Source organism: Nonomuraea guangzhouensis, assembly GCF_019396345.1.
In the GTDB taxonomy this organism is placed as follows: Bacteria; Actinomycetota; Actinomycetes; order Streptosporangiales; family Streptosporangiaceae; genus Nonomuraea; species Nonomuraea guangzhouensis.
This window is the reverse complement of sequence record NZ_JAHKRM010000044.1, coordinates 84,669-98,330: the sequence shown is the minus strand read 5'-3', so window position 1 is coordinate 98,330 and position 13,662 is coordinate 84,669. Positions and strand designations below refer to the sequence as shown.

Here is a 13,662-nt window from a genome sequence, read left to right as displayed (position 1 = left end):
AGCAGGCGCGCCGCCAGCCGCGTGGCGGCGGCGGTGGCAACAACGGCGGTGGCAACCGCCGTCGCGCCGGCTAGGCACCTGGCCGACGCAGGGACCGAAGGCTGACAGAAGCAGGCGCGCACCGCATCCCGCGGTGCGCGCCTTTTTCCGCCCATACCCGGACAACTTTCCGTGAACTCGCACCAGCGTACGGAGTATGCCGGTGTCGAGGCCCTGACCTCTGGGTATTGTTGCCTCACGTGAGTACGCCGCGATTCCTCGACCTGCCTCCTGGCGTTGCACCGCACAAGATCGAAACGGCCCAGGGCACCTTCGCGGCCCTTGAGGCGCTTCCGGTCAGCGGTGTGGTTGAGCGCTGGCCCGCCCTCCTGATCCCCGGGCTGACCGGCAGCAAGGAAGACTTCATCGCGGTCCTGCAGACCCTGGCCCAGTCGGGTCGCCGGGTGGTGGCCGTCGATCTGCGGGGGCAATATGAGACGCCGGGTCCCGACGACCCCGGCGCCTACACGTGCGCCGCGCTCGGCTCCGACGTCGACCTGCTGGCCCAGACGCTCAACGGCGGCGACGAGCCGATGCACCTGGTCGGACACTCTTTCGGCGGGCTCGTCGCGCGCGAGGCGGTCATCGACGGCCGGACGAAGTTCGCCTCGCTCACCCTGATGAGCTCGGGTCCGTCCGCCATCGTCGGCGAGCGGGCCCGCAACGGCAGGGCCCTCCTGAAGGAGGTCCCGGTCCGGGGGCTCGAGCACGTCTGGGCCACCAAGATGGAGCCCGAGGCGCTGGCCAACGGCGTCCCCGACGAGATCATCGCCTTTCTGCGCAAGCGCCTGCTGGCCAACTCACCGACCGCCCTGTCGCGGATGGCCGAGCAGACGCTGAACGCGCCGGACCGCACCGACGAGCTCAGGCAGATCGAGGTGCCCACGCTCGTCCTGTACGGCGAGCACGACGACGGCTGGCCGTCCGACCTGCAGTCGGAGATGGCGACCAGGCTGGGGGCCGAGTGCGTGGTCCTGCCCGGCGCGGCCCACTCGCCCGCCGTGGAGGCTCCGGAGACCACGGCCGCGGCGCTGATCCGGTTCTGGAACGCGGTCGAGAGCCCGCACTTGGACACATGGTCTAATGCCGTGTAATTATCTACTTACTATGACGAGTAGCGAAGACATCGTCGTCCAGCCGCCGCACAGCGCGACCTGGCTGGTGCACCTCGACCGCACCATGTGGGTCGGCGGCGTGCGCGGCCTGATGCTCCAGGCGCTGCATCCCATAGCGATGCGCGGCGTCTGGCAGAACTCCAATTTCCAGCAGGACCCGTTCGGCCGGCTGCGCCGCACCGCCGACTTCGTGGGCCGCACGACGTTCGGCAGCCCGGCCGAGGCCGACGAGATCGGCCGGCGGGTGCGCGGCATCCACAAGAGCCTGCGCGTCAGCGACCCCGACACCGGCAGGACGCACCGGGTCGACGACCCCGAGCTGCTGCTCTGGGTGCACTGCGCGGAGGTCTCGTCCTACCTGGAGGTGGCCAGGCGCGGCGGGCTGGGGCTCACCGAGCGCCAGGCCGACTCCTACCTGCGGGAGCAGCGCAGGAGCGCCTCCTACGTCGGCCTGCACCCCGAGGACGTGCCCGGCTCGTGCGCGGAGATGGACGCCTACTTCAAGCAGGTACGGCCCGCCCTGCGCGTCACCGAGGAGGCCGCCTCCGCCGTGCGGTTCCTGCTCTGGCCGAGGCTGCCGCAGGAACTGCGGGCACTCACGCCGGGCAAACCGGCCTACTTCCCGTTCGGCGCGCTGTGCTACTACACACTGCCGGCTTGGGCCAGGCGGATGTACGGCGTGCTGCCGGAGGTGCCTCAGGCCACGGTGACGGCCGGGCTGAAGGCGTTCAGGCTCGCCATGAACTCCCTGCCCGAGCCGCTGCACGACCACGCGTTCATGCCGTCGACCAGGCAGATGCTGCGGGCCGCCCGCGAGCGGCTCGGTGCCGCCGGCTACGACACCGCCAAGGGGCTCAGGGGGCTGACCGATCCGCGCCGCTGGCCGAAGGGGCTGGCCGCCTGAAGGTCCACGTGCCGCCGCCGGCCAGCTCGTCGAGGAGATGGTGGTCGGGTGACAGCGCGCAGGCCGGGTCGGTGCGGCCGGCGTCGCCGGTGAGCGCGTACGCCTGGCAGCGGCAGCCGCCGAAGTCGAGCTCCTTGCGCGGGCAGCTCGCGCAGGGCTCGCGCATCCAGCCGGTGCCCCGGTAGGCGTTGAACGCGGGCGAGTGCTCCCAGATCCAGCCGATCGAGTGGTCACGGGCGTTCGGCGGCTCCAGCGGCAGGTTGTAGGCCGCCGGGCAGGGCAGTACCCGGCCGTCGGGCGCGACGGTGATCGAGATCGCGCCCCAGCCGCCCATGCAGGGCTTCGGCACGCCGTCGAAGTAATCGGGGATCACCCAGATCAGCTCGACATCCGTTTTTTCACGATATTTCCTGACTACGGCCTCGGCGCGGGCGAGTTGCTCCCTGGTGGGCAGCAGCGCGTTCCTGTTGAGCAGCCCCCACCCGTAGAACTGGGTGTTGGCCAGCTCGATGCGCTCCACGCCCCACGACAGTCCCAGCTCGATGATCTCGCCGACGGCGTCGAGGTTCTCCCGGTGCAGCACCACATTGAGCCCGAACGGCAGCCCGCTCGCCGCCACGACGGCGGCCGCCCGCTCCTTCCACGCGAAGGAGGCGACTCCGGCGATCCGGTCCGACTCGGCGCCGGTCGCCGACTGGACCGACAGCTGCACGCTCCGCAGCCCCGCTCCGGCGAGTTCGCCGAGCCGTCGCTCCGTGAGCCCGACGCCGCTGGTGACGAGCTGGGTGTAGACGCCCTCCCTCTCGGCCGCCGCCACGATCGGCGCCAGATCCGGCCTGAGCAGCGGCTCGCCGCCGGACAGGTGCGCGTGCACCACGCCGAGCGCCGCCGACTCGGCGATGATCCGCTGCCACTCGCCGGTGCTCAGCTCGCTCGACCTGGCCGCCAGTTCGACCGGGTTGGAGCAGTACGGGCAGCGCAGCGGGCACGCGTGCGTGAGCTCGGCCAGCATGGCCCAGGGCGCGCTCACCGCAGCCACCCCTCCGCGCGCACCCGGTCGAGGAACTCCACCACATCCGCCTCCACGCCCTCGGGGAGCTCCGCGACGATGTCGGCCACGGTCCGTTCGCCGTCGCAGAGGCCGACGATGGCCGCCGCCTCCTCGTTCAGCACGACGATCCGCTCGGGCACGATCAGCAGGTCGGCCTGCCGTACCGGATCGTGGCGGAGCATGGCCGCGCGGGACAGTGCGGGGCGCCAGGTCATCAGTAAGCCCCGTCCACCGCGTCGAGCAGCGCCCACAGCACGTCGCACTTGTAGCCGAGGGCCGTGAGGGCCTTCTCCTGGTCTGTACGGGTCCGTGCCCACTCCTGGACCAGGGCGAGGGCTTCGCCGCTGTCCTGGCGGCCCTGAGAGACGCGTACGCGGAAGTAACGCAGCCCCTCGGGGTCGATCCACGGATAGTGCCGCTCGAAGGCGGCGATCCTGGTGCGCATCAGGTCCGGTGCGAACAATTCCGTCAACGAGGCGGCCACGGCTTCGAGCACGGAGCCGTTGCGGCACAGATTCACGTAACCGTCGACGGCCAGCCGCACCCCCGGCAGCACGCCCTCGCCCGACAGCAACAGGTCCCGCTCCAGCCCCGCCGCCTCGCCGAGACGCAGCCACCGCTCGATGCCGCCCTCCCCCGGCGCGGTGCCGTCGTGGTCCTGGATCCGGCGCAGCCACGTCCTGCGCAGCTCGGGCGTCTCCAGCTTGCCGAGGATGAACGCGTCCTTGATCGGGATGTGCCGCTGGTAGTGGAAGCGGTTGAGTATCCAGCCCCGCAGCTCGTCACGGGTCAGCTCGCCCGCGTGCATGCGCTGGTTGAAGGGGTGCAGGTGGTGGTAACGCTTCTCCGGTACGGCACGCAGCTCGGCCTCGAAGCCGTTCACAGGTCGATCACCATCCCATCGGCGGCCACCTCGATCCCCAGCTCGGCGAGCACCTTGTGCTGCTCGGCCGCCGGGTCCACGAGGGGGTTGGTGTTGTTGAGGTGGGTGTACAGGCGGCGGCCCGGCAGCCGGGAGAGGCGCTCCATGGTCGCCTCGATCGGCAGGTGGCCCATCTGGGTGGCGGTCTTCTCCGAGATCCCGGTACGGCGGGGCTCCTCGTCGTCCCAGAACGTGCCGTCGATGATGACGCATTCGGCTTCGTCCAGCTCGTCGGGCCACACGCCCATGGCGGGGGCGTAGACCACCGCTCCGCCCATGAGGCGCAGGGCGGACACCCAGTCCGGGGCCTCCGGGGAGCCGGCGTACCGGGGGCGCTTGGCCGAGATCGGGATGAGGTCGGCGTCGGCCCAGGAGAGCCGCAGGTAGGGGCGGAGGATGTCGGCGAAGGGCCGCAGCGCCTGCCGTACCACCGGGGTGCAGCGGACCTCCAGCTCGTCCGCCTCCCTGAGCCTGAGCAGGCCGATCGTGTGGTCGAGCTCGGCGTCGGTGAGGATGACGCCCTTCAGCGGCGACTCACGCGGCCCCGGCCCCGGCCGCAGCCACGCGCACGCCTCGATCTGGTCGGCGATGTCGGGCGTGGCGTTGACGACGTAACACCCGTCGTCCTGTTGTACGGCCAGGCTGGCGTGGCGCCTGCGGCGGCCCGGATGAGCGCGTGCCCCGGAGCAGCCAGGGCACGCGCAGTTCCACTGGGGCACGCCGCCACCGGCCGCGGTGCCGAGCACCTGCAGTCGCATGGCGGTGTCCGGTTACCTGGTGGCCAGGAAGTACGCGGTCATCTCCATCGACGCCTCGACCACCTGGTAGTCGGGCTTGTGCCAGGTCGTCTCCTCGCCGCGGGCCCTGACCTTCTTCGCGTGGATCCTGGGTGGTTGCTTGCCCTGTTCCTTCGGCTGGGACATGCGCACCTGCCTTTCAGTAGGGGGTTACCCCCGATATGACCGCCCAGGATGCTTTCCGTCAATGGCGTAGGTCGGAGCTATGCCGGTTAATTTGGCCCTATAGCCGGTTTTTATTGGTTTTGGCGGGATTCTTCATCCGATGTCTCGACGGGGATGATAAATCCCGCGAGCAGGATGAGCGTCGAGGCCGTGACCATGACCCAGCCGCTGGGGCCCATGCCCGCGGGGTCGAACAGCACGCCGGTGATCGAGGCGGCCGTAGCGGCTCCGATGTACCGCGACGCCTGGAAGAGGCCCACGGCCATGCCGGTCTCGTTCCGGTCGGCGTGCACGAACACCAGCGAGTTCAGGCCGAACTGGCTGAACGCGGACGCCAGGCCGATCAGCGACGTGGTCACCAGCACCAGGCCGATGGGCCCGGCCCAGAACATCGCGCACGACCCGGCCAGGAGCAGCGTCGCGCTCGCCAGCAGCACGGCCCGCATCCCCGCCTTCGAGGCCAGCGCCACCGCCACGGGCGTCATGACGATCGCCGACACGGCCATGGGCAGCACCAGCAGCCCCGCGAGATGCGGCGGCAGCCCGCCCGAGCGCTGCGCCCAGAGCGGCACCATGATGAACGCCAGATAGAACACCACATTGACCAGCGCGAACACCCCGTACGTGGCCAGCAGCGCGGGCCGCGGCCTGGGCAGCCACGCCTGCCGCCGCCGAACGGGAGCCACCTTGGGCAGCCAGCGCAACGCCGGTACGAGCGCCACCGCCGCGAGTGGCACGTTGACCAGGAAGATGGCCCGCCAGCCCCACAGGCTGACCAGGAACCCCGCCAGCACCGGCCCCGCGGCGGCGCTGGCCGTGAGCACCATCGAGATCATCGCGATGACGCGGGGCGGCGGCCGCCCCTTCTCCGCCGTCGCCGTGATGATCGCCATCCCGGCCGGGAGCGTCGCGCAACTCCCGAACGCCTGCAGCAGCCGGGCCGCCACCAGGACGGGATAGGAGGGGGCCACGGCGGCGAGGGCACCGGTCAGTCCCACCATGACCAGCCCGGCGCAGAACACCCGCCGGGGACCGAACCTGTCGGCCAGCGCGCCCATCACCGGCGGCACGGCGACGGCGGTCAGGTAGAAACCCGCGGCCAGCCAGGTGACGGCGACCACGCCTACGCGGAACTCGGTCTCGATGCGGGCCAGGGCGATGGCGATCATGGACGAGTTCAGCGGGTTGAACAACGCGCCGAGCGCCACAGCCACCGGCAAACGTCCCACCCGACCCACAACCCGACCATAACCGGATAAGTCCAACCATGGTGATGGCCGGGTTGCCGTCGTTATTCGGCCAGGCCGTCCCAGGGGCGGCGCTCGGGGGCGGCGGCCTGGCCCTCGGGGCAGTGACGCCGGAAGTCGCACCAACCGCAGATCGGGCCGGGGTTGGGGGCGAACACCGCGTCCAGCTCAGCCGACATGGCCGGGGGCCCAACTTGCGGGCGCTCCCCAACAGAGCCACCGGTCGCGCCCGGGCCGCCGTTTCCGGCCGTGCCGGCGCCGCTGTTTCCGGCCGCAGTGGAGGCCGGGGCAGAGGTCGTACCGGATGATGTCCGGCCGCTCGCCGCGCCGGAGGAGCGGGCGCGTACGGGGCCCGGCGCGCCCATCACCTCGCGGTAGCGTTCGTCGGCGGTGGCGGCCTCGACCCCGACCTCCTCCGCGCGTCCCAGGTGGCGCGCGAGGGACTCCTCGGTGTGGCGCCATTCGATGATCTCGCCGGTCGGCAGGTGGTGCAGCTCGACCGAGTGGCACGGCGTGCGCAGCATCCTGGAGGCCGCGATCGCGTAAATGGCCAAGGCGAGCGAGGACCGCGCGTCGTCCTGGCTGAGAGGCCGCCGCCCGGTCTTGTAGTCGACCACCACCAGCTCGTCACCCCGCCGGTCGAGCCGGTCGATCCGGCCGGACACAGCGATGATCTTGGTGCGGGTGGCCACCGTACGTTCGACGCCGACCGGATCATCCGACGGATCCAGTGTGCCGACATATCCGGACACGAGGTCGCGGGCGCGCCCGAGCCACTGCGCCGACTGGTCCGCGTCCCTGAACCCCTCGGTGATCCACCCGTTGGTCAGCAGGATGGCCGCCGTCAGCGGCGTCCGCCGCTCGTACGGCTCACGCCACCAGGCCGCCAGCGCGTTGTGCACGCTGGCCCCGACGCTGTTGTGCGCCCACCCCGGCCCCTTGGACGGCTGCGGCCGATCCAGGTAGGTGAACCGGTAGCGGCGGCGGCAGTCGAGCCAGGCGTTCAGCCGCGACGGCGTGCACGAATAGAGCCGTCGCGGCATCCCTTCCAGCGGCAGCTGGTCATACACCCCGGCCATCACCCGGATCGAGCCTGATCCCGGCGGCCTTGGTGCCGTCGGTGAGCGGGCCCTCGTCCGTGTCGGACGACTCGCTGAGCTGCCAGTCGCCGAAGTGCGGCTCCAGGTCGCCGACCGTCACCTCGTCGCCGTGGGCGGCCAGCACCCGCGTCTCGGCGGGCAGCGTGAACAGCCGCGCGCCGATCGCGTTGAGCTGGTAGTTGAGGTCGGGGTATTCGCCACCGATCTTGCCGGGCCCGTCGGCCTGCAGCGTCTCGCCGGTGAACACCACCCCGAGCCCCTCGCAGTAGAGCGAGATCCCGCCGGGCGTGACGCCGGGCGTCTCCATGACATCGAGGCGCACGTCGGCGACGGCGAAGATGCCGTCGTCCTCCATGTCGATGTCGGGCCAGGTCTCGGTCCAGGTCTCCCGCCAGAGCGGCTTGTCCTTGGGGTGGAGGGCGATCACCGCCTCGTCCCTGCTGGCCACCTCGATGGCGGCGCCGACATGGTCGGGCAGACCGTGGGTGCAGATCACGGCGAGCACCTCTCGCTCGCCGACCTTCTCCAGGATCTTGTCGGCGTCACGCGCCGGGTCGATCACAATCACCTCTTCGTCGTCGCCGACGATCCAGATGTTGTTCTCGACCTTGTGCTCGGTGCCGTCGACGTCGACGACACCCTCGCTCACCACTCGCTCGATACGCGCTGTCACGTCTCCGAACTCTAGTCCGTCTGAGTGACGACGCGAATCGCGTTGGCGGTGACTCGTCGAGTGCCTAGTGCCCCAGCCTCGGCGAGAAGGCGCCGAAAGGCAGGTCGAGCTCGAGATCGCGCAGGTCGTGGAGGCTCAGCTCGGCGAGCCCGATGAGGGCTCCGGCCTCGGCGGGCCAGGCGATCGTCCACAGCCAGTTGCCCCTCGCCTCGCCGGCGTAGACGGCCCGGTCGGCTGCCGCGCTCACGCACCACAGCGCCGTCGGGTGCCCGAGCACCTCGATCTTCGCGTTCGGCGGCCCGGAGTCGAACCCCTCCCCGGGATCGGGGCCGCCCAGTCCGGCGAACGCGGCGCCCAGCCCGACGCCGGGCTCCTCGGCGATGACCAGCAGGTCGGCGGGCCCCTGGGTCAGCGAAGGCCCGCAGAGCGCGACCACGCTGGCCCGGCCCCCGGTACGCTCGTCGCCCGCTTCCGCGAAGCCGGTGACGAGCCAGCCGGGCGGCAACGGCCATGGCAGCCACACGGGCACCATCGAGCTCTTCCGCATCACCTCGACCGCTCTGGCGGACGGCGGCCAGGGCGGCTGGTAGGGCAGGACATCACCGTGGGCATCGCATCGCCACGCGCTCGACCAGGCACTCGGCCCGTGAAGCGAGCCAAAACACCGTGGGCAGGTTGGAACCCCTTTCACAGCTACTCACGCTGCGTCCTCGGGTACCGCCGCGTCAAGGCCGCATCCGGTGTCTGGTCGTAATCTTGACCATGTGCGCGTAAATTGCGTGGGCGCGATCATCGTCGACGCCTCTGACCGGCTCCTGCTGATCAAACGCGGTCACCCGCCGGGCGCGGGCCGGTGGTCGATCCCGGGCGGCCGGGTGGAGCCCGCCGAGACCGATGCCGCCGCCCTGCGACGCGAGGTCCTGGAGGAGACCGGCCTGCTCGTCACGGTCGGCCCCCTCGTGGGCACCGTGGACCGCCCCGGGCCGGACGGCGTGACGTACGAGATCCGCGACTACCGCGCCACCGTCACGGCCGGCACGCTCACCGCGGGCGACGACGCCGCGGACGCCCGCTGGTGTTCCCGGGACGACCTGGTACGGCTCGCGCTCACGGACGGCCTGCTGGAGGCGCTGACGGCCTGGGACGCGCTACCGGCATGACACCCCGCCTCAGGCGCGCAGGTCCGTACGGTGGTCGTCGCCCCGCAGGCTCAGCAGCGCCACGGCGCTGACGACGCAGGCCGCCACCACGTAGTAGGCGGGGATGTCGGCGTCCTTGGTCGTCTTGATCAGCTCGGTGATGATCAGCCCCGCCGACCCGGAGAACACCGCGTTCGACAGCGAGTACGCCAGCCCCAGGCCCGTGTAGCGGACCGTGGTCGGGAACATCTCCGCCAGCATCGCCGGCCCCGGCCCCGCCATCAGACCGACCGCGACCCCGGCCACCAGCACCGCCAGTCCCTTGGCCCAGCTCGGGGCGCCGGGGTCCTGGAGCAGGTTCAGCAGGGGGAAGGCGAGCACGACGACCGAGATCGCGCCCGCCAGCATGACCGGCCGCCTGCCGATCCGGTCGCTCAGCGCGCCCGCCGGGATGATCGCCAGCGCGAACCCCAGGTTGGCCAGCACCGTGGCGATCAACGCCTGCTGGAAGGTGGCGTTCAGCGTGGTCTGGAGGTAGGAGGGCATGACGACCAGGAAGGTGTAGCCGGCGGCCGACCAGCCCATGAGCCGCCCGATGCCGAGCACGATCGCCTTGGTCACCTCACCGGCGCTCGGCTTCGTGAGCGGCCCCGCCGTACTCACCCGCTGGAACGACGGCGTCTCCTCCAGCCGCAGTCGCAGCCAGAGCGCCGCGAGGCCGAGCGGGAGGGCCAGCAGGAACGGCACCCGCCATCCCCAGTCCGCCAGGTCCTGCTGCGGCAGCGCGGTCGCGAGCACGGCCGCCGCGCCCGCTCCCCCGAGCAGCCCCAGCGCCACGGTGAACGACTGCCACGATCCGTACAGCCCGCGCCTGCCACGCGGCGCGAACTCCGTCATGACCGAAACCGCCCCGCCGAACTCCCCTCCGGCCGACAGCCCCTGCACGATCCGGACGAGCGTCAGCAGCCACGGAGCCGCCGCGCCGAGAGTGGCGTACGTCGGGAGCACCCCGATCAGTGCCGTGGCGCCAGACATGAGCAGAACGACCAGGATGAGCAGGGGCTTGCGGCCGATCCGGTCGCCGAGCCTGCCGAAGAGCGCGGCACCGAGCGGCCGGAAGAAGAACGCCAGGGCGAACGAGGCGTAGGTCTTGACGAGCGCTTCCACGTCGCTCGCGCCTGCGGGGGTGAAGAAGTTGGCGGCGATGATGGTGGCGAAATAGCCGTAGACGCCGAACTCGTACCACTCGATGAAGTTGCCGATCGAACCGGCGATCAGGGCCCTGCGGGAGCGGGCGGGGTCTATGTGCTGGGGGTCACGAGCCGTCGCCGTCATCTGGTGCCCTTTCGGCTGTCCGGAATGACGACAAGCTTCATAGATGTTGAGAAGTGTGTCAATTACCTTCAACCACCGCTCAATACAGTTGCGATCAGGGCATTCGGGGCGACAACCTGCCTGGATGATCGAATTGCAGGAGCTGTCGGCGGATGACTGGACCCTTTGGCGAGAGCTCCGGCTCGTCGCGCTGGCGGAGGCACCGTACGCGTTCGGGGTCGCGCTCGCGGACTGGCAGGGCGACGGCGACCGCGAGGAGCGCTGGCGAGCCCGCCTGAGCATCCCCGGCTCACGGGACCTGATCGCCCTTCTCGACGGGAAGCCCGTGGGGATGGCCAGCGGCATCCCGGGCGAGCGGGAAGGCGTGGCCGAACTGATCTCGATGTGGGTCGGCCCGGCGGCGCGGGGACGCGGAGTCGCCGATCGGCTGATCCGAGCCGTGGAGTCGTGGGCCGTGGAGGCGGGCGCCGAGGTTTTGGAGCTGGCGGTCGCGCCGTTCAACGAGAAGGCGATCGCACTGTACCGGCGCAACGGGTTCGAGAGCACGGACCAGATCGGCGACGAACTGCCGAACGGTCTGCGGGAGCTGGTGATGGCGAAGAAGCCGGCCCCTTAGAGGTCGTGCCGCGCCGAGTGCCGCAGCCCGTCGGCCGCCGCTCAGGCACTCGGCGCGGCGAATGTGATCGTTAGGGCAGGTCCGCCGTCATGACACGGAACCGGATGGACTGTTCCTCAGCGGTCCACCGCTGGAAACCGGCCTTCTCCAGGACCCGGATCGAGGGCGGGTTCGACGGCTCCACGTTGGCGTACACCGTGTGCACGCCCGGCGCGGTGAGGGCGAACGCCGCCATGGCCCGGGTGGCCTCGGGGGCGTAGCCGCGGCCTCGCCGGGAGGCCACGATGCCGTACCCGATCTCAAGGGTGCCGTCGCTGGGCGGCCAGAACAGGCCGATCGAGCCGACCACCAGGCCGCTTTCGCGCTCGATGACCTGACGGTGGCCGAAGTCGCCCAGCCAGGCGGGGTGCTCGGCGAAGAGGCCGGCGATGACGTGATCGCCTTCGGCGGGGAAGTCCGCGGCCCAGTGCGCCGGGCGGGTGCCGTCCAGGACGGCGGTGACCTCGCCGTCGGTCCACGGCCGCAGGATGAGACGGGCAGTGGTCAGATCGGTGGGGGAAGATGACACGTGTGACTCCTGGTCGTTTCGGTACGACCCGGACCGCGCTAGCTTTGCGCGGGCCGGACAAGGGCATGCTGATGACGGCTGTCGGCAGCCATATTCATCAACCTCCCTCGTCACACAGCGATCACGCGGCCCTCGCGCCGACGTGACCCTAGCAACCCCCGCCGAGGATGTCGAAACGAGTCGCTCAGCTTCGACATCGCGCTCAGAGACATCGCGAAGGAAGTCTTCAATGTCTGAACTACGTACCTGGCTCACCGATCTCGGGCTGCTCGAGTCGCCCCGCTGGCACGACGGCCGCCTGTACTTCTCCGACTGGACCGCGCACGAGGTGATCGCGCTCGACCTCGACGGCAAGCACGAAGTCGTGACCCGGGTGGACTCGCTCCCCCTCTGCACGGCCTGGCAGCCTGATGGGCGGATGGTGATCGTCGACTCCGCGCGGGGACTGCTGCTGCGCCTGGAACCCGACGGATCGCTGGCGACCCACGCCGACCTGACCGGCATCGGGCGCGGCTGGAACGACATCGTCATCGACGGCCGTGGCAACACCTATGTCGATCGCGTGGGCTTCGACATGCTCGCCGGCGGGGCGTTCTCTCCAGGAGCCGTCACGCAGGTCAGCCCCGACGGCTCGGCACGTGACGTGGCCGACGGCATCTCCTTTCCGAACGGGATGGCCGTGACGCGGGACAACTCCACGCTGATCGTGGCCGACTCGTACGGCAAAAGGCTCATGGGGTACGACATCGGCGCCGACGGTGGTCTGTCGAACGGCCGGGTATGGGCCGACCTCGGGGACGGCGTCCCTGACGGCATCTGCGTCGATGCCGAGGACGCCGTCTGGTACGCCGACGTGCCCAACCGGCAGTGCGTACGCGTACGCGAGGGCGGCGAGAAGGTGCGGACCATCGACCTCGACCGCGGCGCCTTCGCCTGCGAACTCGGCGGCGAGGACCGGACGACACTCTTCATCGTGGCGGCGGAGTGGCGTGGCATGCCGGAAATGGTGCCGCCCGGCACCGGCCAGGTGCTCTCGGCCGAGGTCGAGGTGCCCGGCGCCGGCTGGCCGTGATCACGACGCCGTGGTGGTCCCCGGGCGCCGGAACAACGCCGTCAGTAGGAAGGGAACCCCGAAGACCGGCGCGTCAGGCGACTGCTCCCTCATGGGCCGCGACTCGATCTCGGTGAAGTCCGAGAAGATCCAGCGCAGCGCCTCAGGCGTGTAGGCCAGCCCGCCGTCCAGCCGACCCTGGCGATAGAACTCCTCGTCGGACAGCTCGGACCCCATGGCTCCGGCGGCGAAACAGGTGAGGGCGAGCTGGCCGCCGGGGACGAGGAGACGGTCCAGCAGGCCGAGGTAGCTCACCCGGCGATGCGGCGGCAGATGGTGCAGGCAGCCGGAGTCGTAGACCAGGTCGTACTGGCCAGGCGGCAGTGCGACGGAGAAGATGTCGCCGCAGTGGAAGCGGGCCTCGACACCGGCCTCGCGGGCCCGCTCCTCACCCCAGGTGACGGCGGCCGGGGACAGATCGACGGCGTCCACCTCGAAGCCGAGTGAGGCGAGATGGATGGCATTGCGCCCTGGCCCGCAGCCAAGGTCCAGGGCTCGGCCCGGGGTGATCAGGCCGCGCTCGAGGTAGGACACCAGGCTCTCGTCCGGCTTGGCCACGAAGAAGGGGATCTGCGTGGAGCGGTCGGAGTAGAACGTGTCCCACCAGGTGGCGGCGTTCGGTGTCCATCGGTCGGCATCCTCGGCGAAAAGCCGGTCCAGCATGCTGAGAACGTCGTCCGCCGTACGGATATCGCGGTTCACGCATAGCCTCCTCAGAGCACAGCCGCCCACGCGGCCGGACCCCTGGATTTTACCGGTTTTACATCGCGTTTGCCCACGTCAGAGGCGGTTTCCGACGCCGCTCGAAGGGCCGTGGAGCGGCCTGAATCTCCACGGGTGAGGAGACCTCCGGGCAGGCGGTCGCCGCCCGGCAGCGCCT

Annotated in this window: 17 protein-coding genes; 5 read left to right on the top strand and 12 right to left on the bottom strand. The window is 70.5% G+C overall.

Going from position 1 to position 13,662, the window contains the following annotated elements; translation table 11 throughout:
• Nucleotides 1-239: 239 nt before the first annotated feature.
• On the top strand, nt 240-1,133 hold the full coding sequence (locus KME78_RS55735; protein WP_219538180.1) for an alpha/beta fold hydrolase: 894 nt from the start codon (nt 240-242) through the stop codon (nt 1,131-1,133).
• 13 nt (nt 1,134-1,146) lie between these two features.
• Nucleotides 1,147-2,058 carry an oxygenase MpaB family protein gene (locus KME78_RS55730; protein WP_219538179.1) on the top strand — a complete coding sequence of 304 codons (912 nt, stop codon included), beginning with the start codon at nt 1,147-1,149 and terminating at the stop codon, nt 2,056-2,058.
• Here the strand turns inward: KME78_RS55730 and pqqE are convergent.
• The 9 genes from pqqE to KME78_RS55685 all read right to left on the bottom strand — a co-directional run bounded on the left by pqqE (nt 2,009) and on the right by KME78_RS55685 (nt 8,704).
• A complete protein-coding gene (gene pqqE / locus KME78_RS55725; protein WP_219538178.1) occupies nt 2,009-3,088 on the bottom strand; it encodes a pyrroloquinoline quinone biosynthesis protein PqqE in 1,080 nt (359 codons plus the stop codon). The genes KME78_RS55730 and pqqE overlap by 50 nt on opposite strands.
• Nucleotides 3,085-3,324: a pyrroloquinoline quinone biosynthesis peptide chaperone PqqD gene (pqqD, locus tag KME78_RS55720; protein ID WP_219538177.1), complete on the bottom strand. Its 240-nt coding sequence runs from the start codon at nt 3,322-3,324 to the stop codon at nt 3,085-3,087. Before pqqD ends, pqqE begins: the two co-directional genes overlap by 4 nt.
• Entirely contained in the window at nt 3,324-3,992 is a 669-nt protein-coding gene (gene pqqC / locus KME78_RS55715) for a pyrroloquinoline-quinone synthase PqqC (RefSeq protein WP_219538176.1), read from the bottom strand. Before pqqC ends, pqqD begins: the two co-directional genes overlap by 1 nt.
• The gene (gene pqqB, locus KME78_RS55710) at nt 3,989-4,789 is read right to left on the bottom strand and encodes a pyrroloquinoline quinone biosynthesis protein PqqB (protein WP_219538175.1); all 801 of its coding nucleotides are present in this window, start codon (nt 4,787-4,789) and stop codon (nt 3,989-3,991) included. The genes pqqC and pqqB overlap by 4 nt, the downstream gene beginning before the upstream one ends.
• A gap of 12 nt (nt 4,790-4,801) precedes the next feature.
• Nucleotides 4,802-4,954 carry a pyrroloquinoline quinone precursor peptide PqqA gene (gene pqqA / locus KME78_RS55705; RefSeq protein WP_214639785.1) on the bottom strand — a complete coding sequence of 51 codons (153 nt, stop codon included), beginning with the start codon at nt 4,952-4,954 and terminating at the stop codon, nt 4,802-4,804.
• Between the two features lie 110 nt (nt 4,955-5,064).
• A complete protein-coding gene (locus KME78_RS55700) occupies nt 5,065-6,207 on the bottom strand; it encodes an MFS transporter (protein ID WP_308127513.1) in 1,143 nt (380 codons plus the stop codon).
• Between the two features lie 77 nt (nt 6,208-6,284).
• Complete coding sequence (locus tag KME78_RS55695) at nt 6,285-7,319, bottom strand: RecB family exonuclease (RefSeq protein ID WP_219538172.1); 1,035 nt, start codon at nt 7,317-7,319, stop codon at nt 6,285-6,287.
• Nucleotides 7,303-8,013, bottom strand: coding sequence for an MBL fold metallo-hydrolase (locus tag KME78_RS55690; RefSeq protein ID WP_219538171.1), 711 nt, complete (start codon nt 8,011-8,013; stop codon nt 7,303-7,305). The genes KME78_RS55695 and KME78_RS55690 overlap by 17 nt, the downstream gene beginning before the upstream one ends.
• 64 nt (nt 8,014-8,077) lie before the next feature.
• Nucleotides 8,078-8,704 carry a DUF6758 family protein gene (locus KME78_RS55685; protein WP_219538169.1) on the bottom strand — a complete coding sequence of 209 codons (627 nt, stop codon included), beginning with the start codon at nt 8,702-8,704 and terminating at the stop codon, nt 8,078-8,080.
• A gap of 73 nt (nt 8,705-8,777) precedes the next feature.
• Between KME78_RS55685 and KME78_RS55680 the strand changes: the two genes are divergently transcribed.
• Complete coding sequence (locus KME78_RS55680; RefSeq protein WP_219538168.1) at nt 8,778-9,173, top strand: NUDIX hydrolase; 396 nt, start codon at nt 8,778-8,780, stop codon at nt 9,171-9,173.
• A 9-nt stretch (nt 9,174-9,182) separates the two neighbouring features.
• On the opposite strand, the gene KME78_RS55675 is transcribed toward KME78_RS55680, so the two are convergent.
• The gene (locus KME78_RS55675; RefSeq protein ID WP_219538167.1) at nt 9,183-10,487 is read right to left on the bottom strand and encodes an MFS transporter; all 1,305 of its coding nucleotides are present in this window, start codon (nt 10,485-10,487) and stop codon (nt 9,183-9,185) included.
• 124 nt (nt 10,488-10,611) lie between these two features.
• Between KME78_RS55675 and KME78_RS55670 the strand changes: the two genes are divergently transcribed.
• Nucleotides 10,612-11,103, top strand: coding sequence for a GNAT family N-acetyltransferase (locus KME78_RS55670; RefSeq protein ID WP_219538166.1), 492 nt, complete (start codon nt 10,612-10,614; stop codon nt 11,101-11,103).
• 70 nt (nt 11,104-11,173) lie between these two features.
• Here KME78_RS55670 and KME78_RS55665 read toward each other — a convergent pair whose 3' ends face one another.
• On the bottom strand, nt 11,174-11,671 hold the full coding sequence (locus KME78_RS55665; protein WP_219538165.1) for a GNAT family N-acetyltransferase: 498 nt from the start codon (nt 11,669-11,671) through the stop codon (nt 11,174-11,176).
• Nucleotides 11,672-11,900: 229 nt separating this feature from the next.
• Here KME78_RS55665 and KME78_RS55660 point away from each other — a divergent pair, with 229 nt between their 5' ends.
• The gene (locus KME78_RS55660; RefSeq protein WP_219538164.1) at nt 11,901-12,743 is read left to right on the top strand and encodes an SMP-30/gluconolactonase/LRE family protein; all 843 of its coding nucleotides are present in this window, start codon (nt 11,901-11,903) and stop codon (nt 12,741-12,743) included.
• Here KME78_RS55660 and KME78_RS55655 read toward each other — a convergent pair whose 3' ends face one another.
• The gene (locus KME78_RS55655; RefSeq protein WP_219538163.1) at nt 12,744-13,484 is read right to left on the bottom strand and encodes a class I SAM-dependent methyltransferase; all 741 of its coding nucleotides are present in this window, start codon (nt 13,482-13,484) and stop codon (nt 12,744-12,746) included. It lies immediately after the preceding gene.
• Between the last annotated feature and the right edge of the window lie 178 nt (nt 13,485-13,662).